A 25,163-nucleotide genomic window follows, 5' to 3' on the forward strand; every position below is an offset into this window, starting at 1 on the left:
GATCAAACTCTCCAATAAAGAGTTGATTAGCTCTAAAATAAAAAATAAGTTTAAACGTTGACGTTTTTTGTTCGTTCAGTTTTCAAAGAGCAATAATTTAAGTTTGGAGCGGGTGAAGGGAATCGAACCCTCGACAACAGCTTGGAAGGCTGTGGTTTTACCACTAAACTACACCCGCATATTATTATGGTATTTGTATGGTCGGGAAGACAGGATTCGAACCTGCGACCCCTTGGTCCCAAACCAAGTGCTCTACCAAGCTGAGCTACTTCCCGATTTAGAACATTAAGATATTTTTTAATTTTTAACTTAATTTAAAGTGGCGCGCCCGAAAGGAGTCGAACCCATAACCTTCTGATCCGTAGTCAGACGCTCTATCCAATTGAGCTACGGGCGCATTTGTAAAGCAACTTTTATAGTATAATTCATTCTATTTGGAATGTCAACATCTTTTTTTGAGTGCGGCCGAGAGGACTTGAACCTCCACGGGGTTGCCCCCACTAGGCCCTCAACCTAGCGCGTCTGCCATTCCGCCACGACCGCGAAAATAAATAGAATAAATGATGCGGGTGAAGGGAGTCGAACCCCCACGCCTCGCGGCGCTAGATCCTAAGTCTAGTGCGTCTGCCAATTCCGCCACACCCGCAATATTTAGATAACAAGATTCAGATATAAACTGTCAGAATTAATGTGATTGTTTTAGAAACAAATTCCTCATTTAAACTTCCAACTTCTGATTTCTCATTTTTAAAATGGTGAGCCATGAAGGACTCGAACCTTCGACCCTCTGATTAAAAGTCAGATGCTCTACCGACTGAGCTAATGGCTCGATATAAGATTTTGTTTCATAAATATTGTTTGTAATCTGACAGATGTTCCAAAGCTCTGCGTTCTTTGTCACAGATTGCTATTCGGGGATGTTTCGCTTCGGACTGCAATCTGCTCTACCGACTGAGCTAATGGCTCGAAAAAAAATGGCTGGGCTAGCAGGATTTGAACCTACGCATGTCGCAGTCAAAGTGCGATGCCTTACCGCTTGGCTATAGCCCATTAATAATAGCTTATAAAATTAACAAAAGTAATAAATGGCGGTCCGGACGGGACTCGAACCCGCGACCTCCTGCGTGACAGGCAGGCATTCTAACCAACTGAACTACCGGACCAATTAATATAATCATTTTTCAAAGTGACCCGTACGGGATTCGAACCCGTGTTACCGCCGTGAAAGGGCGGTGTCTTAACCGCTTGACCAACGGGCCATAAAAAGGAATCTGGCGGAGAAGGAGGGATTTGAACCCTCGCGCCGGTTACCCGACCTACACCCTTAGCAGGGGCGCCTCTTCAGCCTCTTGAGTACTTCCCCATAAATAAAATGGCTCCGCAGGTAGGACTTGAACCTACGACCGATCGGTTAACAGCCGATAGCTCTACCACTGAGCTACTGCGGAAAATCATTATATCGTCTTTTCGACTCTTCCTATTATAAAAACCTGCAAATAAAAAGTCAAGAAGTTTTATTGAAAAAATTACTTTCCTCAAAATAACTATTCTCTTTTCTCTAAATGCCCTCTGCACTTCCCACAAACATATTTATTTGTATTAATATGTCTTTTCCTTTCATACACTTGCCCACAGGTCTTACAGAAATAATGAATTAAATTCGTAATTTCCTTTCTCCCTTTTCTCTCCGGCAGTGGAGAACAAAAGCGTGGAGCATCCACTTGCTTCATTAAACTTTTAAAATCTTGATCACGATGTTTATACCCTTTCCCCTCAATATGCAAATGGTAATGACAAAGCTCATGTTTAATTATCCCGAATAACTCATTTTGACCGAGCTGTTCTAAGTACTTTTTATTTATTTCTATATGATGACTGCTGAGCATGTATCTGCCACCAGTCGTCTTAAGCCTGGAATTAAAATAAGCTTTATGATTAAATCGTTTGCCAAATGATTGAATTGAAATCTCCTCAACTAACCTTTGCAGTTCTAAATCATTCATGCCAATCTTTTCCCCTCTAAAACGGTAAACATGACAACCTATTATAGCATATATTAATATACCTTTTGGTTAGGAGGTATCCATATGCCTATATGGTTTCAAAATCAAATGCAACGAGCTTTTCATGAAAAGGATCGATACCAAATAAAATTACTAAACCAATGCTGGTTTTTCTACAGAAAAAAACACTGCTCATAGAAAAGTGGAGGCGACTGTTTAGCCCCGACAAGCATAAGACAAGTTGGATGGAAGGTTGTTCTTTAACCTTCTAGCCAACTTAGCTTATGACATCGAGGGACTAGGAGTCAGAGCTAGATTTTTATTAAAGAAAATTCACAACAACAAAACCCTTGCAGGAAAACAACTTACCTGCAAGGGCTTTTATTATTATAGCAACGGAAAAATAGCTAACTACTGACTAATCTCATAAATCATTCATTTGGCGAAAGCATTGTTAACGCAACTCTTCCCTTATTTTGGTCTATGGAGTCAACCCATACTGTTACTACATCCCCTACTGAAACAACATCTAATGGATGTTTAACAAACCTTTTGCTTAATTTCGAGATATGCACAAGCCCGTCTTGTTTTACACCAATATCTACGAAGGCACCAAAATCAACGACATTTCTAACCGTACCTTGCAGCTCCATTCCAGAGTTCAGATCTTCAAGCTTAAGAACATCTTTCTTTAATAAAGGTTTTGGCAAATCGTCTCGTGGATCTCTTTCAGGTCTCATCAGTGCTTCAATAATATCTTTTAGCGTTAATTCACCCATATCCAATTCTCTTGCAAGCTCTGTTACATTCAAGCTTGAGATGGCACTCTTTAGTGCAGGACTTCCTAAATCATTAGTGGTATAACCAAGATTAATTAGCAATTTCATTACTTCCGGGTACGTCTCTGGGTGAATGCCTGTGCGATCTAGCGGCTCGTCACCATCTAGTACTCGCAAAAATCCAATTGCCTGCTCATATGTTTTTGCACCTAGGCGAGGGATTTTTTTAAGTTGTTTTCGGTTTGAAAATTTTCCTTCTTCTTCACGTTTCTTTACAATATTATTCGCAACTGTTTTTGATAAGCCAGCTACATATTGAAGCAATGAAGAAGATGCTGTATTGACATTGACCCCAATTTGGTTAACCGCTGTTTCAACGACAAATCCTAACGATTCATTTAATTTCTTCTGGGATACATCATGTTGGTATTGTCCTACCCCAACAGACTTCGGATCAATTTTCACTAATTCTGCTAATGGATCTTGGAGGCGACGAGCGATTGAAACTGCACTTCTTTCTTCTACCTGTAATTCAGGAAACTCCTCTCTTGCCAGATCGGAGGCTGAATACACACTCGCGCCAGCTTCATTAACAATCAGATAATAGACCTCTTCAACTAGTTCTTTTAATATATCCGCTATAAATTGTTCGGTTTCCCTAGATGCTGTTCCATTCCCGATTGCTACCATTTCTACTTTAAAGCTTTTTATTAGATCAATAATTTGAGCTTTTGCCTCTTTTGCCTTTGATACAGGCGGGTGCGGATAAATAACAGAAATCTTGAGCACCTTTCCTGTTTCATCAACTACTGCTAGCTTACAGCCTGTACGATATGCCGGGTCTACAGCTAAAACGATTTTCCCCTTTAATGGTGGCTGTAATAGGAGGTTTCGTAAATTTTCGGAGAAGATCATAATTGCCTGTTCTTCTGCTTTCTCCGTCAATTCATTTCTAATTTCTCTTTCGATAGAAGGCTGGATCAATCGCTTATATCCATCCTCATATGCCTCTTGAACGATTGAAGCAGCAGAGGATTGTTCATTAATCACCCATTTTTTATGTAAATATTTCAATACAAATTCAATATTCGGCTTCACATTTATTCGAAGAACTTCTTCTTTTTCTCCACGATTTAATGCCAATATGCGGTGCGGAACAATTTTAGCAATTGGTTCCTCATATTCGTAATACATTTCATATACTTTTTTCTCGTCTTTCGATTTATCTTTTATCGTTGATTCAATCATTCCATTTCTTATCGTTTCTTCCCGAATCCACTTCCTGCTATTTGCATCATCTGATACATGTTCTGCAATAATATCTCTTGCTCCAACAACGACCTCTTCGATTGTATTTACTTCCTTTTCTTCTGAAAGAAATTCCTTTGCTTTCTCATCTATGGAATCCGTGATCGGAAATGTGAGCAGCCAGTCCGCAAATGGCTCCAAGCCCTTTTCCTTTGCTATCGTCGCCTTTGTCCGACGCTTTTGTTTATACGGACGATAAATATCTTCTAATTCTTGAAGCTTCACTGCCTTCTGAATTTGACTGCTTAGTTCTTCCGTCAGTTTGCCTTGTTCATCGATTAACCGGATAATCTCTTCTTTTCGCTGTTCAAGGTTTTGTATGTATTGCCATCTTTCCATTATATTTCTAATTTGCACTTCATCTAGTGCACCAGTCAGTTCTTTTCGATAACGCGCAATAAATGGAACTGTATTTCCTTCTTCAAGTAGATTGATCGTATTTTTCACTTGTTTCAATGATAATGAAAGTTCTGATGTGATCATTTCTAAAATTTCATTCTGTTTAGTCATTATGTTTTCCAAAAGTCTTACCTCCAGCGTTTAGGTCGTGTCTTTATCTTATCAAATTCCTACATATGTTTCACATTGCGGCCATTTATAATTAAATCCATTCACTTCATCTCAATTAAGGTACACAAGCCAAGCCACAAGGAGTATCCTTTCCACTCCTCTGCGACTTGGCTTGTGCCCTTCAAAAGGCAAGAATTCATTCCGAAAATGAACTATTATTAAGAAGTTTAAGTATTTTTTGAATCATGACGGATAGCATCCTGAAGCTTTTTGATTGCTCTTCTTTGAAGACGTGAAACATGCATTTGGGAAATCGCTAATTTCTCTCCTGCTTCCTTTTGACTCATATTTTCTAAGTAAGTATATTGAATGACTTCTTTTTCCCGCTCTGTTAATACATGCATGATCTTTTCAAGTACGAGTACTTGGTTAATTTTCTCATACCCTTCGTCTTCATTTCCAACAATATCATGGAATGTGATCGTGCCTCCTTCAGAATCTGCATTAATTGAATGATCTACAGAAAGCGCATGATAGCTCTTACTCATTTCCATTGCTTCTAAAACCTCTTCAATCGATACATCAAGAGCTTCTGCAATTTCTTCCATCCTTGGGGAACGCTGCAGTTTAATGGTCAATTCTTCAATACTCGCCTTTATTTTTGGACCAAGCTCCTTAATTCTGCGAGGAACATGTACACTCCATGTTTTATCTCTTAGAAATCGTTTAATTTCTCCAATAATCGTGGGCACCGCAAAAGATTCAAAATTCTTGCCAAAAGTTTCATCATATCTGCGGATGGCACCTAATAGACCGATTAAACCTACCTGAAAGATATCTTCATGATATGCTTTCCCACGAGAATATTTACGGGCAATGGATTCCACTAAATTACGATAATACACGACAAGCGTGTTTTGAGCTTCTTCATTTTGATAAAGCTGATAAGCTTTAATAAGATTTTTTATTTCTTCATTCGTTTTTTGTTTAGGTCGAGATTTTTTTTGCATTCCTCTCCACCCGCTCTCCATCAAGGTATTTGATCATAAAGACCGTCACACCCTCATTGTTGTGGATTCGCACCTCATCCATTAATGACTCAATTAAATAAAGACCTAAGCCTCCTTCACGCAGAAATTCTACCTCATTATTTTCTTCATATCTTCCAATCCCTTGTCGTGCTGAAAGGAAGTCAAAGCTTTTGCCATTATCTGCAACCATCACCTCTAGGCGATTTCCATATAAACCAAAACCGACAATCACCTCACCATGGTCATTATTTTTATACGCATGCTGTACCGCATTTGTACAAGCCTCACTTATGGCAATTTTTAAATCCTCTATCTCTTCATAGTCAAATCCCATACGATTCGCAATTCCTGACAGAGTTAGCCTCATTACACTCACGAATTCAGGCTTTGCCGGAATTTTCAATTCAATATAATCAAATGATTGGTTCACCTTACTTCACCTTCATTCTTACTTGAAATATCCATAATATTTGATAAACCAGTAATCTCAAACAAGCGCATTAATCGAGCGGATAGACCTTGAAGATACAATTGTCCATTGTTGGAGCGAATATTTTTGTATACACCAACGAACACACCCAATCCTGTACTATCCATATAGGAGACACCGGAAAGGTTAATAACCATCGTGCCTCCCTCTTTTTCTGATAAATGGAATAGACTTTCTCGCAGCTTCGGCGCAGTATACGCATCAATCTCACCGCTAATATCTACAGAAGTAAATTGATCATTTTCTTTCATTTCAATTGATATATTCATAACTGACCCACCTTCTTGCTTAATAATTTGCTTACTAATTACCCGATTTTAAGTAAAACGAAACCTCTCCTTAAAAATACCATTATAATAGGAATATTCAAATAACGAATTCCAGATGCACCGACTGTTTGACCATATTTATTAAAGTTGCCGATATTACTCTCGACTGTTTTCAACTCTCAAGATTAAAGATAAAATAATCACAAAAAAAATAGCAAGCACGAATGCTTGCCTAATCAGACTAAATCTTTATAAAAAAATGGTAGATTATTATCATGCCATTATATTTATAAAAACATATAAATTAAATAATAAAAACGCTCTCAGTAGAAGAGCGTATCTGAATTAAAATTCGATGAGACCAAGACTGATCTGTACAGCTTCATCCACTTTTTCCATCATTTCATCATCAAGATGGGTTATTTTGTCGGTTAAGCGTTGTTTATCAATCGTACGAATCTGTTCTAGCAAGATAACCGAATCCCGTTCAAAGCCATAACGCTTCGCATCAATTTCAACATGAGTAGGCAGCTTAGCTTTTTGAATTTGAGCAGTGATTGCTGCTACAATAACTGTGGGACTAAACCGATTCCCGATATCGTTTTGGATGACAAGCACTGGACGAACGCCACCTTGTTCTGAACCAACAACTGGGGATAGGTCTGCAAAATAAACGTCACCACGTTTGACAATCAAAGGATTAACCTCCGCTTACTAGACGTTCAACTGTATGTTCTGCCTCGAATTCTGCTTGAAATGCTTCAGATGCAATCGTCAAGTTTATTTTCGCCATCTCCATATAACCACGTCTCATGGATTCACGAATTTGTCTCTTTTTCCGTTCACGCAAATACATTTTGGTTGCTTGATAAATGAATTCACTTCGGTTAACGTTTTCCTGCTTAGCAAAGCCATCTAACTCTGTTAATAGATGTTGCGGTAATTTAACCATTATCTCTGTTGTTGCGCTAGACTCAGCCACAAACAAACACCTCCACCATCACTACACACCATTTTATATCTACCATTTTTAATATTACCATCAATTAAGCCTCATGCAAAGAGGGTTTATCAATTCTTCTGTATTATCGGCTAAAAAAATAGATTTTTATGCAAAATTTTATCATTTCTACATAAATTTCACGAAATCTACAATAGAAATTGATTTCATAATCTATCTGCACTACAAAAGGGGATTGAGAATTCTAGTTACTTGTCCATCCTTTTTATATACTCTCGGAACCCTTCCAGCTATCATACATGTAATTTCGTAATTAATGGTGTCGAGCTTTTTTGCAATTTCATTTACAGAGATAGATGCTCCACCTTGTCGGCCAATAAGGGTGACAACTGTACCGACAGGAAACTCATTTGGAAGTTTTACTAAGCATTGATCCATACAGATGCGTCCGACAATGGGAGCTCGTAGTCCATTGACTAGCACCTCTTGCCCATTCAATCTTCGTATCCAGCCGTCAGCATAACCAATTGGCAATGTCCCGATCCACTCGTCTTCCTCCGCTTCATAAGTTGCTCCATAGCTCAACTTCGAGCCCTTCTTTATCTTTTTAACATGGACAAGCTTTGTATGAAGGGATAAAACTGGTTTCAATCGATAAGGAAGATCTTCTTCAATTTCAGGAGATGGCGATAATCCATACATCGATATTCCTAATCTTATTGCATTAAAATGTGTGCTAGGAAACCGCAAAGCTGCAGCACTATTGCTTAAATGTAGGAATTTAGGTCTTTCATCAAAATACGAAAGCATTTTATGAAAGTGACTCAATTGATATTCAAGGTATGTGGAGTCTATTTCATCTGCTGTGGCAAAATGCGTATACACACCTTCTAAGTGTATGCTTGCATTCTGTTTTATACTCAATTCAAGTTTTTTTAATATGTCTTTCTCGCGTACTCCAAGTCTTCCCATTCCCGTATCGAGCTTCAAATGAATCTTCAGCTTTTTATCTGGAAGAAGATAGAGACTCGCTTCCTCTAACCATTGAGGTTGAAAAACAGTTAATGTAATCTCCCACTCAGCAGCCAGTCTTGCATCAATTGGTCGGCAAGCACCTAATACAAGAATGGGTGCATTTATGCCCTTTTTCCTAAGTGCGAGTGCTTCATCTAAGAATGCAACCGCTAGATAGGAGGCTCCTGATGCCAATGCAGCAGCAGCTATGTCTTCATCTCCATGACCATATGCATTTGCTTTAACGACCGCAATTAGCTTTACGTCATTTCCGATATGCTGTCGCATTTTCTCAATATTATATGACAAAGCATCCAAGTTTATTTCTGCCCAAGTGTCTCTATAAAAATTCGTCTGACCCACACTCACTTCCCCATCCTTTTAATCGTTCAAAATTTGTGCTAAATAACGCTCTTTAGATCCATTGATTGTAGTTTATTATTTTGATTATTGAACGCTATATATACGTTTGTCAAATAGTTTTCATTAATATTTAGATTGGAAGGAAGGATTACGCAAACCTATTCGACATCATTCTGCATAGACAAGTCTAACGTTATGGATTTTTATAGTTTTGAGGAAGTGTTAGAGATCATATTTCTATTCCTCATTACAAAGAAAAAGACTCTGATCTCAGAGCCTTTTAGAAGAAATCACTTGACTGAATTTCCTTGGACGGATTGAGCAATGGTAACAAGCTCTTCCTCAGATAAGTCATTCGATGCAATCATGTAATCGACACCTTGATGCGTCCATGTGATTGTATTATTAGACAGTGCACCAATTGTGAATCCTAAATCAACCGGCTCCCCATTCACAGCTGTTAATGAAGAAGCTGGCATTACTACCGCTTTTTCTTGAATTAACGTGAATGTCTTATCCCCACCGTATGTTAAAATAACACGTGTTCCATCTTCTGTTTTCATTTCCTGCTGATCAATTAAATTGATTCCATGAATGTCTGTCGGATATTTTACTGAAAACTCTTCACTTTCTACTTCAGCCATTACAGGAACTTCAAGCTGCGCACCCGTCATATTCTTTTGCATATCAAAATCCTTCTTGTCCAGGGCTGCATTAAACTTCACATCTGTAAATTCTACAGTTACAAGCGGGTTTTTGTCTGTATCCATCACTTTCACACTAACAGGAGAAAGATCCGACTTTTTCAAAGTGATCTCCTGAGTGGGAAGCATTTGATTATTTTGATACCGCGTTTTTGTTTCAAATATATAATGCTGTTTCGTCGCCTGGAATGTAGCTTCCTTGTCATTCATAATATCATTTACTAATGATTCATATAAATAGGCCTGACTGCTGTTTTTCGGCCACTCACTTTGAAACTTAAAGCTTTTATTAAGAGCGGGAGTGAGAACAAATACACCCTCATCATTCCTAAGAATCATTTGACTCTGATCCTTTTGAGCATTCTTGAGATCCACTCGGTAATACATAGGGTCCTTATGCCAAACTTCAATATCATATGTTTGTGGCTCTGTTCCCATTTGCAACGTCATCTTTGCATTCGCCTTGTAGCTTTTTAAATTTTCAAGATTCTTGTTTAATTCCTTTGTTACATCACCTTGTGACTTCGTTCCACAGGCGGATAATGCAACGACAACTAATAGCCCGGCTAGCAGTAATAACCACTTTCTCCTCATTCCTTCAACCCCTTTAGTCTCGATTCATTGTATTTGTCCTTCCACAGCATGAAGTCAATCATAACAAGCAACCAGAAATGTTATAATTGACTTACATGTACTAAATGTGGAGGAGAAAAGGCTAGAGTACCTCCTCTCCTAGTGCACTATGAATATATGAGACAACCTTAAAGAATATGCTAGGGAGAATGACAAGCTTTTATTTTTCTTTCTTGCTTAGCTCTTCAATAATTACCTGTGCAACAGCATATTCCTTACTATGTGAGATTGAAAGGTGAACCCCTTCTTTTAATGGTTTTGAAATAAAAGGCTTTCCGTTTTTATCTTTCGTAATTTCGATATCTAAAAAGGATAATTGGCTGCCAAATCCCGTGCCAAGTGCTTTCGAAAAGGCTTCTTTTGCAGCAAATCTCCCAGCTATGTATTCAATCTTTCTATCTTCTGTTAAGCCTTCAAGAATTAGCTGTTCATTTTTAGTCAAAATCCTGTTAATAAACTTTACTTGTCTTGAATATATTTTTTTTATCCGAACAAGTTCGACAATATCAATTCCAATTCCAGAAATCATTGACATCTTCCTTCTATTTAAATTTTTTAATGCATAGGCTCTGTTAAAACTGAATGTTGATTTTACTATGTTTGAAGAATAAGCGGAGAAATTCCGGCTATATTGGGAAATACCTCTATTTCCATAAAAATAAGGGGAGTTTTTCCGCTTATTTAATCCAAATCGATGAATTTTGTCTGATTTAGAGAAGTTAACCGGAATTTCTCCGCTTATATTCTCGTTTTTAGCTCCCATCTTTACATTAACCGGAGTTTTTCCGCTTATCTTTTTGCTTCTTTCGCTTTAAATGAACTACTCATAACATACACGATAACCAACAGTGAATAATAACAGAGCTATTACATAAAAAGAATATGCACCTGAACATTGCTGTATAAAAGGTCTATTCACAGCCAATAGATACTATTAAAAAAGGGGATAAATTAATGTTTACAAGAACAGAAAGTTTCAAAGAGTTTCTACGCTACTATCCAGTCGTTTCCACCATTGTTTCCATACATATTGTACTTTATTTGTTTACTATCATTCCATTTATTCCAAATTTATGGTTGTTTGAACATTTCGCTGGTGTGAATCTTTATATTGTTGAGGGGGAATACTGGCGCCTATTTACGCCAATCTTTATTCATAATGGTTTCGCACATATGCTTTTTAACAGCTTTTCACTTGTACTGTTTGGACCCGCTTTAGAACAATTAATAGGCAAAGGGAAATTTATTATCATTTATCTAACTGCTGGAATTGCTGCAAATATTGCTACACTAATAATCGAACCATTAACATATATTCATGTTGGGGCAAGCGGGGCAATATTTGGCCTCTTCGGTTTCTTTATGGCAATGATACTGTTCAAAAAAAGCAAATTATCTGCAGCAAATTCCCAACTAATTATAACGATCACCGTTATAGGGGTTCTAATGACCTTCTTGCAGCCAAACATTAATATAATCGCTCATTTATTCGGGCTTCTCGCTGGTTTTCTCATTGGTTCTGTCCTGCTATCCGATAAAAAAAGAGGCTAAAAATAAATTTTAGCCTCTTTTTTTATTCTTTATTCATTTCCTTCATACTCTTCCCAAACAGCCTTATGTCCCAGTCTGCTTAATTCCGCTATTTGCTTAATTCCACTTTCAAGCTTTTCGTCTACAACACTTGCGTCATTTATATGCTTAATAATCATATTATTTGCTTCATCAAAAGTGGATCTTGTTTCTTTAATTTCATTCATCACATCATTTGAGTAATCTCGTTGCTCTTCAATCGTACTAATAACATCCTTCACTTCTGATTGCACATTATTAATGACATCCAAAATATAATCGATCGTACTTGTCGTATTTGTACTTAATTTAATTCCTTCTTCAATTAATCCCGTACTCATTTTCGTTGATTGCAAGGAGCCATCGATATCCTTTTGAATATTTTGGGTTAACACACTGATGTTATGTGTGCTCTCAGCCGTATTCTCTGCAAGCTTACGTACCTCTTCTGCAACGACAGCAAAGCCCTTTCCATGTTCTCCTGCTCGAGCTGCTTCGATTGAGGCATTAAGAGCAAGCAAATTCGTTTGATCCGCAATTTCTTTAATAACTTTCACAATCATTTCAATTTCTTTTGACCGATCATTTAATTGATTCATTTTCACAGAGGTTTCATGCAGCTGCTCACCAAGCTTCGCAATCAGCCCTTCGACTTTACTAACAGAATCTCTTCCTTCTCCTGATATTTTAACCATATCAACAGTCGATTCGATTAAATTTTGTCCTTTTTCATGTAAGCCAATTGATTTGTCATATGACTTTTGACTAATGTCATTCACTTTATCAAAGCGTTCCATGATTTTTCCAACTAGATCTGCAAGAACATTATGCTGGCCATTGACCATTTCATGCTGTTCAATCGCTATATTTATTTCACTATTAAAGCTTTCAATAAAATGATTTAAGTGATCTTCATTTTGCTGCGCCTTTTCAAATAATGTCTTTAAACGACTTTTCAATTGGCTATTTTCTTCTTGTAGTAACGATGTTTCTTTCTTTGTCTTAAACATAGTAAGTCACTCCATTGTCCAAATTTTCATTCCATTCCGGCTAAACTCCGTATAGAATTTAGCTCTGTCTCCCCAAAACCGAAATGGATCGAACGGAGGGGCTAAATGTAGTCCATTATTACTATCGGTTTTTTCTTACATTATTTCATTGATGTAGGACAAGAATCAATGAAAATTTATATTTCTTTTAAAAATTCTTCACTTTTTGTATATGAGTACCATTGATAGATTACGCAAGCATCTTTTTTTTCCAAATCGGCAACCAGCCCGCCTGTTCCTCCAGTACCCGACATTGCAGTTGCTTCAATTGAAGCTAAATCCTTTTTATTTTGAAAGTAACTTTCTCGAACGGATACCGTTTGAATCCGATTTCGCTTCATATATACAGTGTTTCTAATGATCGAACGATATCTTAATGACAGCTGTTGATCATCAACCTTCCAGCCTGCATCTCGATATTTAAAATAAGATAAAACGATCGCTAATAATATGAAAAGAATAGACAAATACCCCCATGGGCTAAAAAAGATCATTGCGAGAACAGCTAATGGCAAGATCACAACAAGTCCCCTAAATAAGTATCTTCTTAAAGCCCTATTTGGCAAAGGCTTGATAACTGGATCGAAGCAATAATCAGGTATGTAAGGCGAAAGAATCCCCATAATTTCTTTGCTTTTTACAATTGGCAATAGCATGACTCGGGCACTTTCTGCATTTTCCAGCGAACCTCCTGCGCTTTCCATATAGACAGTTCCAAGTCCTAACGGCTGTCTAACAAGATTTTCACTAATACGTATCGCCTGGATTCGATAGAGTGGAATGGTCAGCTGTCTTTTTTCTAGTAAGCCTCGAGTGATGATGAGATCTTCATCCACTTTTTTTACTGTAAAATCCGAATACTTCAGCATCATTCCAATTAATGCAACTGCCCATGCAATAAAAAAGCCAATAAGCACTAAAAAACTGATCATCATTACACCGCTAGAAATCACATCTTCTAGGCCGCTAAAAATTTTCTCATATGGGATTACTTCTTCGAATTGAAAGATAAATGCAAAAACTGCTGAAATAACAACCCCTACTCCACCGGACGTGGAAGAAAGCAATAATAGTTGTTTGAATGTAATTTTGTATACGATCTCTTCTTTAGGTTTTTCTTGATTGAATTCTTCATTTTCATTGAAAGAAGCCTGTTGTGCAGATGTAAGTACTTGTTGAATAGAATCGGCCTCCGCCTTTGAAATAGCCGTTAATACCGCTTCAGCCTCTCCACCAGATCCAGCTGTTTCAACCTTTACTTTCACAAGATTAAATGGCCGCTGTAAGATGCCCTCAGACAAATCTAGACTTTGGATTCGCTCAAAAGGAATATACCTTTTCTTGCGAACAAACACGCCGTATTCAATCCGAAGCTCACCTTCCTCTAATCGATAGGTAAATCGAAGCCAAGTAAGAATGCCGGCAATTAATACAATCACAATGATCCCTACGGAAACAATTAACTGGAAAAGACCATTTTTGCTTCCGAAAACAACAAATACAAGGAAAGGAATCAATAAATCCTTCAATTGTTTGAGGCAATTAATAACAGCTGAGATCGGGTGCAGCCGTCTTGGTTCAGACATCCTCATCAGCCACCCTTGCTAGTTTTGAGATGAAAAACCGTAACTCTTCTGCTTCATCTACTTCTAGTGCTGGAATTTCATGAACAGTTGCCGCAGTGGATACAGTTATAGTTGCTAACTGATATTTCCGTAAAATAGGGCCTTGCTGTGTATCTACGTGCTGCACCCGAATCATTGGCACAAGCGTTCTTTTCATAACGAAAACACCATGCTGAAGCTCGATTTCATTTTCACGCACCTCATACCTCCAGCGCTTCCAGCGAATGGTTGGAATAAGCACAATAAACACATAGGCACACAATGCGAAAACGAGCAATGCTACACCAATAATCCAAATAGGCCAATCAAAAATAATGGTCAAGGCAATTGCTCCACCTGCAACAAGAAGAACAAAAAACGAATGGATTGCACCATATATTCTCCAAACAATTAAACCCTTAGAGGATATTCTTTTCTGTGGTTCCATTATCATATGTTACCTCCTATTTCATTCCTACTTTTACTAGTATACATTAGCAAAAAATCGATGTATTCATTTTTTGAATAGCAGCATTTGAATTTGCCTCCGCCTTAGACAACGCTTGTAAGATGAAGAATAGAAATAAATACTAGAAAGCTGATATATCGCTATAGCTTTCTCTATTATCATTTAAAAAAAGAGAGCATAGTGACATGCTCTCTTCGTCGCTTAGCGGTAGCTATTCGAATTAGATCTTGTTCGATTTTGATTGCTGTTATGTTTATTGCCTTGTGAAGAGCCTTGGCGTGATCTTAATGGTGGCTTTTGTTGTCTTCCTCTTTGGCCGCCGCCATAAGACTTATTCCGATCATCTGGTCTTCGATCTCTTTTTTGTGGCAATGGTTTTTCTTCTGTAAGCTTGACAGGCGTTGTATCAGGCTCTTTTGTCAACATTTTCAATACGGCCTGAACAATCATCGTCGCATCTTGTTGTTCCAGTAATTCTTCTGCTGCCTGCTTATAGTATTGAAGATTATTTGATTCAACTGATTGTAATATACGTTCAATTACAGCCTTTTGTTGGCCTTCTAATGCCTCATCTAAGGTTGGCGGCTTCATGCGTTCCATTTTTCTCTTTGTTGTTCTTTCCACTACATGCAAATAAGACTTTTCTCTTGGTGTAATGAATGTCATTGCTACACCTGTTTTGCCTGCACGTCCTGTTCGTCCGATTCGGTGAACATAACTTTCTGGATCTTGCGGAATATCGAAGTTATATACATGGGTAACACCTGAAATATCCAGCCCACGTGCCGCAACATCTGTTGCTACAAGTACATCAATGGAGCCTTCTTTGAATTTCCGTAATACAGACATCCGCTTTGCTTGGGTTAAATCTCCATGAATCCCTTCAGCATTATACCCTCGCAGATTTAAAGCTTCAGCTAGTTCATCGACACGACGCTTTGTTCTTCCAAAAATAATGGCAAGCTCTGGACATTGAATGTCAAGAAGTCTTGTCAGGATATCAAATTTACTTCGTTCCTGTACTTCTACATAGTACTGTTCAATTTGTGACACAGTTACTTCTTTTGTTTTCACTCGTACGACTTGTGGCTCTTTCATGAATCGTTCAGCAATTTTTCTGATTGGCCCTGGCATTGTAGCTGAGAATAGGAGTGTTTGATGCTCCTCTGGAATTTGCGCAAGAATGGACTCAATATCCTCAATGAAGCCCATATTCAGCATTTCATCTGCTTCATCTAAAATCACTGTATGAACATTATCCAATTGTAATGTTTTACGGTTAATATGATCCAATAAGCGTCCTGGTGTTCCAACAATAATATGAGGGCGATTCTTTAACGCACGAATTTGGCGGTTAATATCTTGACCTCCATAAATGGACAACACTCTTGTTCTTTTCCCGAAACCAATTTTATATAACTCTTCGGAAACTTGAACAGCTAGCTCCCTAGTTGGTGCAATGACAATCCCTTGTATCACATCTTTTGTATAATCAATCTTATCAATCATCGGGATCCCAAAGGCAGCAGTTTTCCCTGTACCTGTTTGCGCTTGTCCGATCAAATCCTTTTGTTCTAGGCTTAATGGAATTGTTTGTGCTTGAATAGGTGTGGCCTCTTCAAATCCCATTCGCATTAGAGACTTCATTGTTGCTGGGCTTATGCCCAAATCTTGAAACTTTGTCAATGTTTTCATTCTCCTTCTAATCTTTACTCGAAACCCGCCCTGAGTGAAGGATGTGGATAGGGCTTTTCATGCCCATTATAACGATATGTACATATTCAGATAAATGAATGAGTGATCCGCATCCTACTAATGCAGTATAAAAGTGAAAAAAGACATTCTCCGATTGGAGTATGTCCGGGTTTCTACGATGTTCCTCACGTTCCTTTAGTGATAATATTAACATTTTCACTATTCAATTGCAATCTAGTGTGATTAAATTCACTTCAATTTCCTAACTTTTTCAGAAATTGAAGAACTTCTACAAATAAATCTTCACGTTCCTCACAATGGCAAATCAAATGCTTCGATTTTTTCAGATAAATTAACTTTTTCGTTGTTGTTCCAATATGATTGTATAAATATTGTGCGCTTTTTGGTGGAACAACTCCATCCACTTCTCCTTGAGCAATTAAGGTAGGAACCTTTACTTGATTGAGGATAGGACGTATCATAGCGACAAGCCTGCGAAATTGAAGGGTAGCCGTTATTGGCGTAGCTCTGATCTTTCTCGTATATCTGATGAATAATTCATTTTGAGTGAGTTGTCTCCGGAAAGCATCTTTGAACATCTCCCCTATATCTAATAGTAATTGTTTAGGGTTTACATAAAGCGCCGCCGCACTTAATAATACTAACTTTGTTACCGGATAGTGAATAGCTAAATAGCTAGCGATTAGTCCCCCCATTGAAAAACCAATTACATATACGGTTTCGCATTTTTCTATTAACCTTTGCAATTCATTTTCAGCATGTTCAATCCACTTTTTATAGTTAATCCCTTTTAATTCAAGTTTATCTCCATGCCCCGGCAAAGTAGGAACGGCAATTTCCCAATCCGTATGATTCTTCAAATAATTTGCTAACGGCTCGACCTCAAAGGGTGCACCTGTAAATCCATGTATGCACATGCAGCCAATCATTTTTGCTCACCGCCATATTCATTTCTTTTATTTTACACCATTTCCTTTTTTCAATTCTAACAATTAATTCTTAGGCCTTGGTATACAATAAAAATCCCTTGTTTTGGATTAACTAAAACAAGGGATTTTTATTGTATATAAAGTATTCTATTGTAATGCAGCGATAACTTCCTCAAGCTTCATTCCTCTTGAAGCCTTCACTAATACAATTGTATCTTCGTTTACTAATTTTTCTAGTTCATCAATAAGTGGCTGTTTTTCTGTAAAGGCAAACACTCGATTTACTGGAAAAGAGTGTTTTGCTCCTTCAGCTATTAATTTGCCAAGTTTCCCAAATGTAAAGACATAATCAATTTTATTAGCATCAATGGATTCACCTATTTTTCGATGAAACACCTCTTCTTCTGGACCAAGTTCAAGCATATCTCCGAGACAAAGAATTTTATTTTTATAGCCAGGCAACTCGGATATTAATTCTATCGCTGCATGCATAGATGTTGGACTAGCATTATACGCATCATTAATAATTTTATCGCCCATTTTCCCTTGAAGAAGCTCCGTTCTCATGTTTGTCAACTTCAGGTTTGCTAACCCCTCATTCATCCCTTCATACGGAATTCCAAAGAAGTTAGCGACAGCCATCGCTGCCATAGTATTTAATATATTATGCGTACCCAGAACCGGAAGGAAAAACTGTGTTTCTGAAGCATTGATGACAAATGTGCTGCCAGAATCATTTTGATTCATTTCCACTAAGAATAGGTCATTCTTTGGATTTCTTCCAAATGTCTTTTTCACGATTTGTTTTTCAAATTTCTCCAATTGCTTTGTTAACAAAGGCTCATCTCCATAATAAGCAAGCAAGCCATTTGTTTGAAGACCTTTAATAATTTCAAGCTTTGCCTCTGCGATTCCTTCCCTTGAGCCTAAATCGAGAAGATGGGATTCTCCAATATTCGTAATAATAGCTGCCTCAGGGCGTGCCATTTCGGTAAGAAATTCGATCTCTCCTCGGCTGCTCATCCCCATTTCAAGTACTGCCATTTCTGTATCTTCTTCTAGTCCAAGGATGGTTAACGGAAGGCCAATTTCATTATTAAAGTTTCCTTCTGTTTTTTGGACCTTGTATTTTAAGGAAAGGAGGTTCGCTGTTATATCCTTTGTCGTTGTTTTGCCATTGCTTCCTGTAATTCCAACTACACGAACACTTAATTGATCACGGTATTTTCGTGCCAATTCTTGCAGTGCGATTAATGTATTTTCTACAACAATAATAGGCAAATGCAGAGGGGGATTTGGCACATCCTTTTGCCAAAAGGCAGCTGCTGCCCCTTTATTAATTGCATCCTCTACAAATCGATGCCCATCTGAATGTTCTCCTTTAAATGGGATAAACAGATTGCCCGCACTAATTTTCCGTGAATCGATGCTTACACCATGAATAACGATCTCTTTCATTGCTGAAAGGTCATTCTCACACTTAATCATCTTTGTGATATCTTCTATCGTCCGTTTGATCATATATTGCCTCCCTCTCCATTTACATAAAGGCTATTTTCACACACATCATTGCATATAGAAACAAAATGGATAACCTAGATTCATTCAGACACTTAGTTTTAAAAATAACGCTAAAAAATTAGGCCAAAAACTATCGTCTCTTATCTATTTATTCGATCGTATATTTAATACTTTGCTTTTCTGCATGTCTTTCAATTGCAAGATTTACGAGTTTTTCAATGAGCTGAGGATATTCAACGCCAGTATGCTTCCATAACAACGGGAACATGCTAAATGGCGTAAACCCTGGCATCGTATTCACTTCGTTAATATACCATTTTCCTTCTCTTGTTAAGAAGAAGTCTGCTCTAATTAACCCCGAGCAATCAAGTGCTTTAAAAGCTTTAATTCCCATCGTATTTAGTTCATCGTATTCTGCTACTGTTATCTCAGCTGGAATAATTAAAGCGGTATCCCCGTCTTCATACTTTGCTTTGTAATCATAGAAATCCTTTTTCGGAACAATTTCTCCGGCAACAGAGCATTCTGGGTTGTCATTTCCGGTAATTGCCACTTCAATTTCTCTTGCTGTTACACCTTCTTCGATGATAATCTTACGGTCAAATTGAAATGCTTCTGCAAAAGCATGATCAAGTTCAGATCGATTCGTACATTTGCTGATTCCTACACTTGATCCAAGATTAGCCGGCTTTACAAAACAAGGATAGCCAAGATCATTTTCTACTTTCATATAGGCATCCTCTTTTGCCTTTTCCCACTCACTACGGATAAACCACGTATATTTCACTTGAGGAAGACCAGCTTGAGCAAAAATATTCTTCATAATTACTTTATCCATGCCGGCAGAAGAAGCAAGAACACCATTGCCGACATAAGGTAGGTTAAGAACCTCTAATAAACCTTGAACTGTCCCATCTTCCCCGTTCGGTCCATGCAACAACGGAAAAATGACATCAAATTGACCCTCTTCGGATGCTTGAAATAAAGAAGGTGTTAACGCTGCCTGTGGCAAAGCTTGCTGATTTGTAAAGGCCAATTCTTTAACATTGGATACTCCTCCAATTAATTGCTGTCCCTTAATCCATTCCCCTTCTTTAGATATATAAATTGGATATATTTCAAATTTCTCTAAATCTAATGCTTGAATAACTGCCTTTGCCGTTTGCATCGAAACATCATGTTCAGCAGATTTCCCACCATATAATAGTCCTATTCTTGTCTTCATTTAATATATAAACCTCCATTCGAAAATTGCACTAACCTATTTTACCACTTCCCATATAAGGAAAGGGAGTAATAAAAGGATTTACCTAATGAATTTTTTCTTATTATAATCGCCCATATTATATGTATGAAAACAACTGGAGAATGGAGACTTTTCTTCATCCATTTGCCATTTTAATTATTTTTGCACTTCCTTTTAAAATTATCCTGAGAAAATACTAATTACGAATCTACTTATTAAAAATCTGAATATACTAAACTATTTTACTTTTATACATTTTCATTTTACCTCTTACTTTCTCTTGCTATATAGGATATAATCCTCCTAACAAAAACATTTGTATTTTACAGGAGGACACATCATGAAGAAATTTGGGTTGCTTCCAAGAATTATTCTAGCTATTGGTTTAGGTATTTTAATAGGTTCTTTCTCACCAGACTGGATTATTAGAATCTTCGCCACTTTTAACGGACTATTTGGCAACTTTCTCGGATTTGCGATCCCGTTAATTATTATTGGGTTTATCGCTCCAGGGATTGGCTCAATTGGCAAAGGAGCAGGGAAACTGCTTGGGATTACTACAGGAATTGCTTATGCTTCCACAATTATAGCTGGTTTTTTTGCTTATTTTGTTGCTACAAATGTATATCCATTTCTTTTGAAAAATCAAAGCATAAAGAAAATTGACAATCCAGAAGAATCACTAGTAGCAGCCTTCTTCGCGGTTGATATGCCGCCTATTATGGGTGTAATGAGTGCATTGCTCATTGCCTTCATTGTAGGATTAGGTCTAGCTTCAATAAAAGGGAACACTTTACAGAATGCGATGGATGACTTCCGCAATATTATAGAGAAGGTTATTGAAAAGGTCATTATCCCATTATTGCCTATCCATATTTTTGGTATCTTTGCTAACATGACACAAGGTGGACAAGTTAGCATGATCATGGCTGTATTCGCAAAGGTCTTTGTTATGATTATTGCTCTTCATCTTATCTTTTTAATCGTTCAATACACAATTGCAGGCAGTGCCGCTCGAAGAAACCCTTTTAGAATGATAAAGGAAATGCTTCCAGCCTATTTTACAGCACTTGGCACACAGTCATCAGCTTCAACCATCCCTGTCACACTAAAGCATGCCAAAAAAATTGGTGCTAGGGAAAAAGTAGCTGATTTTTCTATCCCACTTCTTGCTACGATTCATCTTTCAGGAAGTACCATCACACTTGTCAGTTGTTCGATTGCTGTTTTGATGCTTCAAGGACAAGCGATTAGTTTCATTGACATACTTCCTTTTATCCTTATGCTTGGGGTTACAATGATTGCAGCTCCTGGTGTTCCTGGCGGCGCAGTTATGGCAGCACTTGGCTTACTTGAATCCATGCTTGGCTTTGACTCAACGATGCTAGCACTTATGATCGCATTGTACTTAGCACAAGACAGCTTTGGAACAGCATGTAATGTAACAGGAGATGGTGCCATTACGGTTCTAGTGGATAAATCAAGTGGCAGAGATTAATCAAATTTCTAAAAAATAATAGCCCATGCGTCTAAGCTAGACATAGATCAAACTACACAAGTTATGTACAACTATTATTTTTTAGAATAATGAAAAGAAAAGCTGCCTGATTCTAGGCAGCTTTCTTTTCATTACAATTACTTATCAGAAACAGGCAAACCTGTATTCAAATAATTATATTTTGAACGATCAACAGGTGAAAAGTCTTCAGGTGTGTAGAAGCGCAATAAATCCCCATTCACTACTTTATCTGATAAGTTTAATTTATAATCCACAATCTCTTGAAGTTTCTCTGCTTCTTCAAGCTTACTCTCATCTAGTAGAATACCAGTATTGGCATCATAGAACTTCCCATCAATCGAATGGATGGTTGAGCTTACAAAGTCACCATTTCGGAAAGGAATCACATCATCATGTTGTTCAGATAATAGGTCTGTCCCAAATTGAACATTGTCCTTTGTATCAATTCCTAGCAAATGAAAGAGCGTTGGCAAAATATCTGTTTGACCACCATACTCATGATTTACTCCGCCCTCAATACCTGGTACTCGGATCAATAATGGCACACGCTGTAACCCAGTGCTTTCAAACGCATCAACCTCATGACCTAATACTTGCTCCATTGCTTTATTATGGTTTTGTGAAATACCATAATGGTCACCATACATAATGATAATTGAATTCTCGTATAACCCTGATTCCTTTAGGTAATCAAAGAATTGCTTTAATGCCTCATCAGCATAGCGAGCAGTTTGGAAGTAACGGTCAACAGATTTATCACCCGTCGTATGAGGGGCAATTGTTGCATCCTCTTCCTTGATTGGATATGGATAATGATGCGTCACTGTCATAAACTTCGAATAAAAAGGCTGTGGCAATGTTTCCAATAGTGGAATCGATTGCTCAAAGAATGGCTTATCCATTAATCCATAGTCAGCTAAATCTTCAGGTTTCATATCATAGTAACTTGCATCAAAGAAATGATTAAACCCAAATGATTTATAAATTTCATCACGGTTCCAGAAACTACCGGAGTTTCCGTGGAATACAGCAGAAGTATAGCCCTCTTGTCCAAGAATTGCTGGAGCAGCTTGGTAAGTGTTCAGCCCTTTTGTTGTAAACGCTGAACCTTGTGGCAATCCATATAAAGAATTTTCAAGCATAAATTCAGCATCTGCCGTCTTGCCTTGTCCTGTTTGATGGAAGAAATTATCAAAATACATTGTATTTTCTTCACTTGTCAATGAATTTAAGAATGGTGTTACTTCTTCTCCATGTAACTCATAATCAATAAGGAAGTTTTGAATCGATTCAAGGTGAAGATAAATCACATTCATTCCTTTTCCAACACCGAAGTAAGCTGGATTAGGCTCAGCATAATTAGACTGAGTGAAATTAATAACCTCTGTCATGTCATCACTATCTGCCATAACTCTTTGCGCAGATGCCTTCGTGCTTTGTACTGCATCATAAATTGTGTAATTGTACATTCCTAAATATTTCACTATATAATTTCGATCAAAGCCTCTTGTTAATAACTGCGGGCGGTCCGCTTCTGCTAAAGCAAGATTTAAACTTGATATCCCTAAGGCTAATGATAATAAAGCAGCTACCTTCCTGCGTCCCATATCTTTTACTTCTATTTTTACAAGTTTAAAAGAAAGGAGCGCGATCAAAAGGAGTGTATCAATAAAGAAAAACAAATCAACCGGTCTCAATAGTGAAGCAACACTTCCGCTAACATCACCAAAGTTTTGCGTCTGTGTTAACGTTGGCAATGTGATAAAGTCATTAAAAAATCGGTAAAACAATACATTGGCATATAATAAAAACGACATTAGAAAATCAATGACAACGAGACCAATATATTTCTTTCTTCCCTTAAAAAAGAAAGCAAACCCTAGAAATAAAAGAGATGACCCTAACGGATTTATAAATAATAGAAATTGTTGTAAAGAACTTTCAATACCTAAGTCAAACTGTGTCATTTGAACGATATATGTTTTCATCCAAAGAAGGATGACTGCTAAAAAGAAAAAGACCACATATTTATTCAATATACCTTGATCTTTTTGAATAATCTTATTCATTTTACACCTTCCCCTACTCTTTGCCATTTCTGTGTGAACGTCTACGATTAACATAAAACACAAAGAAAGGATTTTATTTATTACTTTCGTCTAATCACAAGTGATGAATCAGCATTTTTAAGCTGTTAAAAACTATAACATGTTTTTTATAAAAAATGAACTATTTTGATCAAAAGTAGTCCTATATCCTTGGTTAATCATGGCTGAAGCCTTTATATCCTTGACTTTTTCCCCATCATCCAATTACTACCATGATCCCATTTTCTTCTAATACTTATATTTAGTACCAATAATTAGCTAATTTTCACTGTTCAGCCTTATGAATGTCCAGATATTTTCACATCTGCTTTACTATGGACTGCTATTCGTTCTATTAGATTGGAGCTCGGTTGATTTAAACCAGTTAAGCGAACTTGAACACCAACATCCTTAAACTTTAATACAATTTTATCTATAGCAGCAACTGCAGAGTCATCCCATATATGGGCATGTGTGAAATCAATCTCTATTTCCTTCATCTCTTCATTAAAATCAAATCCTGCAATAAGCTCGTCTACAGATGCAAAGAACACTTGCCCTCTAACACCATATATTTTTTTATCGTCTTTTAATTGAGTCGTGATATTTACTTTAGATATCTTTGCAACAAAGAAAATCGCACTTAAAATGATGCCTGCAAATACACCTTTTGAGAGATCATGCGTAAACACAGTTGTTACTGTCGTTGTAATCATCACAATTGAATCTGTAAGTGGCATTTTTGCTAAACCTTTAATCGATCCCCAATCAAATGTGCCAACTGAAACCATGATCATCACACCGACAAGTGCAGCCATAGGAATTTGCACAACAATTTTTCCTAGAACAAGGATTAGAAACATTAGAAATGTTCCCGCAACAAGAGCAGAGAGCCTTCCTCTACCGCCTGATTTCACATTGATCACCGATTGACCAATCATCGCACAGCCTGCCATCCCTCCAAAGAAGCCTGTGATTATATTAGCAATTCCTTGTCCACGACTTTCGCGATTTTTATCACTTGCTGTGTCAGTCATATCATCCACAATCGATGCAGTTAACAAAGACTCCAATAATCCAACAATCGCCAGTGCCAATGAATAAGGCAAAATAATCTTCAATGTTTCCAAATTAAATGGGACATCAGGAATCAAAAATGAGGGCAGGGCAGATGTCAATGTTCCCATGTCTCCAACAGTCTTAACATCACTTTTCGTCATTATTGCAATAATCGTAATCACAATAATAGCGACTAAAGGGGATGGAACTGCCTTTGTCATTCTTGGAAATATATAAATCAAAACCACCAGTGTGAACTGGTGGTTTGCTCTGCGGCTGAAAGCCTCTCTTACCGGCCTTGGCCTTAAAGGCCCACTGAAAGGGTTTCCC

Annotated in this window: 22 protein-coding genes and 11 tRNA genes; 3 read left to right on the plus strand and 30 right to left on the minus strand. The window is 37.5% G+C overall.

The annotated features are described in order from the left end of the window. Nucleotides 1-104: 104 nt before the first annotated feature. From J2Z40_RS18635 to J2Z40_RS18690, 12 genes are all read right to left on the minus strand, one after another. Nucleotides 105-178, minus strand: a tRNA-Gly gene (locus J2Z40_RS18635). A gap of 20 nt (nt 179-198) precedes the next feature. After that, a tRNA-Pro gene (locus J2Z40_RS18640) sits at nt 199-275 on the minus strand. Nucleotides 276-320: 45 nt separating this feature from the next. Further along, nucleotides 321-397: transfer RNA gene (locus J2Z40_RS18645), tRNA-Arg, on the minus strand. A 63-nt stretch (nt 398-460) separates the two neighbouring features. Then, a tRNA-Leu gene (locus tag J2Z40_RS18650) sits at nt 461-543 on the minus strand. A 21-nt stretch (nt 544-564) separates the two neighbouring features. Further along, nucleotides 565-646, minus strand: a tRNA-Leu gene (locus J2Z40_RS18655). Nucleotides 647-753: 107 nt separating this feature from the next. Beyond that, nucleotides 754-829, minus strand: a tRNA-Lys gene (locus J2Z40_RS18660). A 146-nt stretch (nt 830-975) separates the two neighbouring features. Beyond that, nucleotides 976-1,050, minus strand: a tRNA-Gln gene (locus J2Z40_RS18665). Nucleotides 1,051-1,086: 36 nt separating this feature from the next. Beyond that, nucleotides 1,087-1,163: transfer RNA gene (locus J2Z40_RS18670), tRNA-Asp, on the minus strand. Nucleotides 1,164-1,187: 24 nt separating this feature from the next. Next, nucleotides 1,188-1,259: transfer RNA gene (locus J2Z40_RS18675), tRNA-Glu, on the minus strand. A 13-nt stretch (nt 1,260-1,272) separates the two neighbouring features. Beyond that, nucleotides 1,273-1,363 (minus strand) — tRNA-Ser (locus J2Z40_RS18680). 10 nt (nt 1,364-1,373) lie between these two features. After that, a tRNA-Asn gene (locus J2Z40_RS18685) sits at nt 1,374-1,448 on the minus strand. 96 nt (nt 1,449-1,544) lie between these two features. Further along, nucleotides 1,545-2,003, minus strand: a complete 459-nt coding sequence (locus J2Z40_RS18690) for a SprT family protein (RefSeq protein WP_066400424.1) — start codon at nt 2,001-2,003, stop codon at nt 1,545-1,547. Nucleotides 2,004-2,087: 84 nt separating this feature from the next. Between J2Z40_RS18690 and cmpA the strand changes: the two genes are divergently transcribed. Continuing rightward, on the plus strand, nt 2,088-2,201 hold the full coding sequence (gene cmpA, locus J2Z40_RS18695; RefSeq protein ID WP_157087900.1) for a cortex morphogenetic protein CmpA: 114 nt from the start codon (nt 2,088-2,090) through the stop codon (nt 2,199-2,201). Between the two features lie 233 nt (nt 2,202-2,434). On the opposite strand, the gene J2Z40_RS18700 is transcribed toward cmpA, so the two are convergent. From J2Z40_RS18700 to acpS, 9 genes are all read right to left on the minus strand, one after another. Further along, a complete protein-coding gene (locus J2Z40_RS18700) occupies nt 2,435-4,600 on the minus strand; it encodes a Tex family protein (RefSeq protein ID WP_066400811.1) in 2,166 nt (721 codons plus the stop codon). Between the two features lie 227 nt (nt 4,601-4,827). Continuing rightward, nucleotides 4,828-5,610 carry an RNA polymerase sigma factor SigB gene (sigB, locus tag J2Z40_RS18705; protein ID WP_066400422.1) on the minus strand — a complete coding sequence of 261 codons (783 nt, stop codon included), beginning with the start codon at nt 5,608-5,610 and terminating at the stop codon, nt 4,828-4,830. Next, a complete protein-coding gene (rsbW, locus tag J2Z40_RS18710; RefSeq protein WP_066400421.1) occupies nt 5,588-6,061 on the minus strand; it encodes an anti-sigma B factor RsbW in 474 nt (157 codons plus the stop codon). The genes sigB and rsbW overlap by 23 nt, the downstream gene beginning before the upstream one ends. Further along, on the minus strand, nt 6,058-6,390 hold the full coding sequence (locus J2Z40_RS18715) for an anti-sigma factor antagonist (RefSeq protein ID WP_066400413.1): 333 nt from the start codon (nt 6,388-6,390) through the stop codon (nt 6,058-6,060). Before J2Z40_RS18715 ends, rsbW begins: the two co-directional genes overlap by 4 nt. 345 nt (nt 6,391-6,735) lie before the next feature. Further along, entirely contained in the window at nt 6,736-7,086 is a 351-nt protein-coding gene (ndoA, locus tag J2Z40_RS18720; protein WP_009336311.1) for a type II toxin-antitoxin system endoribonuclease NdoA, read from the minus strand. Nucleotides 7,087-7,090: 4 nt separating this feature from the next. Further along, nucleotides 7,091-7,372, minus strand: a complete 282-nt coding sequence (locus J2Z40_RS18725) for a CopG family ribbon-helix-helix protein (RefSeq protein WP_053477859.1) — start codon at nt 7,370-7,372, stop codon at nt 7,091-7,093. A 201-nt stretch (nt 7,373-7,573) separates the two neighbouring features. After that, nucleotides 7,574-8,728 (minus strand): alanine racemase, encoded by a 1,155-nt coding sequence (gene alr / locus J2Z40_RS18730; RefSeq protein ID WP_066400410.1) that lies wholly within the window; start codon nt 8,726-8,728, stop codon nt 7,574-7,576. A gap of 290 nt (nt 8,729-9,018) precedes the next feature. Next, complete coding sequence (locus J2Z40_RS18735) at nt 9,019-10,026, minus strand: LolA family protein (protein WP_066400409.1); 1,008 nt, start codon at nt 10,024-10,026, stop codon at nt 9,019-9,021. A 199-nt stretch (nt 10,027-10,225) separates the two neighbouring features. Then, nucleotides 10,226-10,594 carry a holo-ACP synthase gene (acpS, locus tag J2Z40_RS18740; protein WP_066400407.1) on the minus strand — a complete coding sequence of 123 codons (369 nt, stop codon included), beginning with the start codon at nt 10,592-10,594 and terminating at the stop codon, nt 10,226-10,228. A 425-nt stretch (nt 10,595-11,019) separates the two neighbouring features. On the opposite strand from acpS, the gene J2Z40_RS18745 reads away from it, so the two are divergent. Beyond that, nucleotides 11,020-11,616, plus strand: a complete 597-nt coding sequence (locus tag J2Z40_RS18745) for a rhomboid family intramembrane serine protease (RefSeq protein WP_066400405.1) — start codon at nt 11,020-11,022, stop codon at nt 11,614-11,616. 29 nt (nt 11,617-11,645) lie between these two features. Here the strand turns inward: J2Z40_RS18745 and J2Z40_RS20055 are convergent, their stop codons facing one another. From J2Z40_RS20055 to J2Z40_RS18780, 7 genes are all read right to left on the minus strand, one after another. Further along, on the minus strand, nt 11,646-12,644 hold the full coding sequence (locus J2Z40_RS20055; protein ID WP_066400402.1) for a methyl-accepting chemotaxis protein: 999 nt from the start codon (nt 12,642-12,644) through the stop codon (nt 11,646-11,648). A gap of 176 nt (nt 12,645-12,820) precedes the next feature. Next, nucleotides 12,821-14,269 (minus strand): PH domain-containing protein, encoded by a 1,449-nt coding sequence (locus J2Z40_RS18755; protein WP_066400401.1) that lies wholly within the window; start codon nt 14,267-14,269, stop codon nt 12,821-12,823. Next, complete coding sequence (locus tag J2Z40_RS18760) at nt 14,262-14,741, minus strand: PH domain-containing protein (RefSeq protein ID WP_066400399.1); 480 nt, start codon at nt 14,739-14,741, stop codon at nt 14,262-14,264. The genes J2Z40_RS18755 and J2Z40_RS18760 overlap by 8 nt, the downstream gene beginning before the upstream one ends. A gap of 216 nt (nt 14,742-14,957) precedes the next feature. Next, the gene (cshA, locus tag J2Z40_RS18765) at nt 14,958-16,442 is read right to left on the minus strand and encodes a degradosome RNA helicase CshA (protein ID WP_066400397.1); all 1,485 of its coding nucleotides are present in this window, start codon (nt 16,440-16,442) and stop codon (nt 14,958-14,960) included. Nucleotides 16,443-16,705: 263 nt separating this feature from the next. After that, nucleotides 16,706-17,401, minus strand: a complete 696-nt coding sequence (locus tag J2Z40_RS18770) for an alpha/beta hydrolase (RefSeq protein WP_066400395.1) — start codon at nt 17,399-17,401, stop codon at nt 16,706-16,708. Between the two features lie 147 nt (nt 17,402-17,548). Next, on the minus strand, nt 17,549-18,922 hold the full coding sequence (locus J2Z40_RS18775) for a UDP-N-acetylmuramoyl-tripeptide--D-alanyl-D-alanine ligase (RefSeq protein WP_066400393.1): 1,374 nt from the start codon (nt 18,920-18,922) through the stop codon (nt 17,549-17,551). Nucleotides 18,923-19,070: 148 nt separating this feature from the next. Then, nucleotides 19,071-20,147: a D-alanine--D-alanine ligase gene (locus tag J2Z40_RS18780; RefSeq protein ID WP_066400391.1), complete on the minus strand. Its 1,077-nt coding sequence runs from the start codon at nt 20,145-20,147 to the stop codon at nt 19,071-19,073. A gap of 361 nt (nt 20,148-20,508) precedes the next feature. On the opposite strand from J2Z40_RS18780, the gene J2Z40_RS18785 reads away from it, so the two are divergent. Next, the gene (locus J2Z40_RS18785; RefSeq protein ID WP_066400389.1) at nt 20,509-21,666 is read left to right on the plus strand and encodes a dicarboxylate/amino acid:cation symporter; all 1,158 of its coding nucleotides are present in this window, start codon (nt 20,509-20,511) and stop codon (nt 21,664-21,666) included. 137 nt (nt 21,667-21,803) lie between these two features. On the opposite strand, the gene ltaS is transcribed toward J2Z40_RS18785, so the two are convergent. Both ltaS and J2Z40_RS18795 read right to left on the minus strand, forming a co-directional pair. Beyond that, nucleotides 21,804-23,756, minus strand: a complete 1,953-nt coding sequence (ltaS, locus tag J2Z40_RS18790; RefSeq protein ID WP_066400388.1) for a lipoteichoic acid synthase — start codon at nt 23,754-23,756, stop codon at nt 21,804-21,806. 317 nt (nt 23,757-24,073) lie between these two features. Continuing rightward, nucleotides 24,074-25,163 (minus strand): SulP family inorganic anion transporter (locus J2Z40_RS18795; protein WP_209795159.1); only part of this gene is annotated, 1,090 nt, incomplete at its 5' end.

Source organism: Cytobacillus eiseniae, from assembly GCF_017874625.1.
Taxonomy (GTDB): Bacteria; Bacillota; Bacilli; order Bacillales; family Cytobacillaceae; genus Cytobacillus; species Cytobacillus eiseniae.

Excerpts from the sequence above, each read along its gene's own strand:
- J2Z40_RS18780 (WP_066400391.1), bottom strand. The coding sequence starts at position 20,147 with ATGAAGACAAGAATAGGACTATTATATGGTGGGAAATCTGCTGAACAT.
- J2Z40_RS18690 (WP_066400424.1), bottom strand. The coding sequence starts at position 2,003 with ATGAATGATTTAGAACTGCAAAGGTTAGTTGAGGAGATTTCAATTCAA.
- J2Z40_RS20055 (WP_066400402.1), bottom strand. The coding sequence starts at position 12,644 with ATGTTTAAGACAAAGAAAGAAACATCGTTACTACAAGAAGAAAATAGC.
- J2Z40_RS18755 (WP_066400401.1), bottom strand. The coding sequence starts at position 14,269 with ATGTCTGAACCAAGACGGCTGCACCCGATCTCAGCTGTTATTAATTGC.
- J2Z40_RS18785 (WP_066400389.1), top strand. The coding sequence starts at position 20,509 with ATGAAGAAATTTGGGTTGCTTCCAAGAATTATTCTAGCTATTGGTTTA.
- J2Z40_RS18745 (WP_066400405.1), top strand. The coding sequence starts at position 11,020 with ATGTTTACAAGAACAGAAAGTTTCAAAGAGTTTCTACGCTACTATCCA.
- cmpA (WP_157087900.1), top strand. The coding sequence starts at position 2,088 with ATGCCTATATGGTTTCAAAATCAAATGCAACGAGCTTTTCATGAAAAG.
- sigB (WP_066400422.1), bottom strand. The coding sequence starts at position 5,610 with ATGCAAAAAAAATCTCGACCTAAACAAAAAACGAATGAAGAAATAAAA.
- J2Z40_RS18700 (WP_066400811.1), bottom strand. The coding sequence starts at position 4,600 with ATGACTAAACAGAATGAAATTTTAGAAATGATCACATCAGAACTTTCA.
- acpS (WP_066400407.1), bottom strand. The coding sequence starts at position 10,594 with ATGATTTCTGGAATTGGAATTGATATTGTCGAACTTGTTCGGATAAAA.
- ltaS (WP_066400388.1), bottom strand. The coding sequence starts at position 23,756 with ATGAATAAGATTATTCAAAAAGATCAAGGTATATTGAATAAATATGTG.
- J2Z40_RS18760 (WP_066400399.1), bottom strand. The coding sequence starts at position 14,741 with ATGATAATGGAACCACAGAAAAGAATATCCTCTAAGGGTTTAATTGTT.
- J2Z40_RS18770 (WP_066400395.1), bottom strand. The coding sequence starts at position 17,401 with ATGATTGGCTGCATGTGCATACATGGATTTACAGGTGCACCCTTTGAG.
- J2Z40_RS18735 (WP_066400409.1), bottom strand. The coding sequence starts at position 10,026 with ATGAGGAGAAAGTGGTTATTACTGCTAGCCGGGCTATTAGTTGTCGTT.
- J2Z40_RS18775 (WP_066400393.1), bottom strand. The coding sequence starts at position 18,922 with ATGATCAAACGGACGATAGAAGATATCACAAAGATGATTAAGTGTGAG.
- J2Z40_RS18715 (WP_066400413.1), bottom strand. The coding sequence starts at position 6,390 with ATGAATATATCAATTGAAATGAAAGAAAATGATCAATTTACTTCTGTA.